We start from the raw sequence: 1,118 nt of genomic DNA, 5'->3' as shown, positions 1-1,118 counted from the left end.
TTGATGTAGTCGGCGTGACCCGGGGCGTCCACGTGAGCGTAGTGGCGCTTCGGGGTCTCGTACTCGACGTGCGAGATGTTGATCGTGATGCCGCGCTGGCGCTCTTCGGGCGCCGAGTCGATCGACGCGAAGTCGCGCTGCACGTTGGTGGCCGACGGGTACTTGTCGGCGAGCGTCTTCGAGATCGCCGCGGTGAGCGTGGTCTTGCCGTGGTCGACGTGACCGATCGTTCCGATGTTCACGTGCGGCTTGGTCCGCTCGAACTTGGCCTTAGCCACTGGGTCCTCCTCAGGACGTCGTGTAGATCTTCCGGGCGCTGGATTGCGACCGGTCGTCTACGGGGATGGTTGTCAGTCTAATAGACGGGTCTGTATTCAGTTTGCGAGCTTCCGGGGCCGCCGTGACGGCCCCGGAAGCAGGGCTACTCGCCCTTGTTCTTCTGGATGATCTCCTCGGCCACGGCCTTGGGAACCTCGGCGTAGCTCTCGAACTCCATCGAGTACACGGCGCGGCCCGAGGTCTTCGAGCGCAGGTCGCCGATGTATCCGAACATCTCCGACAGCGGCACGCTCGCGCGCACCACCTTGACGCCGGCGGCGTCTTCCATCGACTGGATCTGTCCACGACGCGAGTTCAGGTCGCCGATGACGTCGCCCATGTACTCCTCCGGAGTACGCACCTCGACGGCCATGACCGGCTCGAGGATCACGGGGCCGGCCTTGCGGGCGGCCTCCTTGAAGCCCATCGAACCGGCGATCTTGAACGCCATCTCCGACGAGTCGACATCGTGGGATGCGCCGTCGAGGAGGGTCGCCTTCACACCGACCATCGGGTACCCGGCGAGGATACCGACGTTCATCGCGTCCTGGAAGCCCGCATCCACCGAGGGGATGTACTCGCGGGGGATGCGACCACCGGTGACCTTGTTCTCGAACTCGTAGATCTTGTCGCCCTCGACCTCCATGGGCGCGAGGCCGAACTGGATCTTGGCGAACTGACCCGAACCACCGGTCTGCTTCTTGTGGGTGTAGTCGTGCTTGTCGACGGTCTTCTTGAGCGTCTCGCGGTAGGCCACCTGGGGCTTTCCGACGTTCGCCTCGACCTTGAACTCGCGCTTC

General features: G+C 64.0%; 1 protein-coding gene and 1 pseudogene. Both read right to left on the bottom strand.

Translation table 11 applies throughout. The features are described 5' to 3' along the window. Positions 1-278 (bottom strand): GTP-binding protein (locus B3S45_RS13940; RefSeq protein WP_286721352.1); only part of this gene is annotated, 278 nt, incomplete at its 3' end. Between the two features lie 143 nt (positions 279-421). After that, positions 422-1,118: pseudogene (gene fusA, locus B3S45_RS13935) on the bottom strand (elongation factor G); the annotation flags it as partial.

Source organism: Microbacterium sp. UBA1612 (assembly GCF_002321605.1).
Classification (GTDB): domain Bacteria; phylum Actinomycetota; class Actinomycetes; order Actinomycetales; family Microbacteriaceae; genus Microbacterium; species Microbacterium luteum.
Note: the sequence above shows the minus strand (reverse complement) of the source record. Positions and strands in the feature narration are given on the sequence as shown.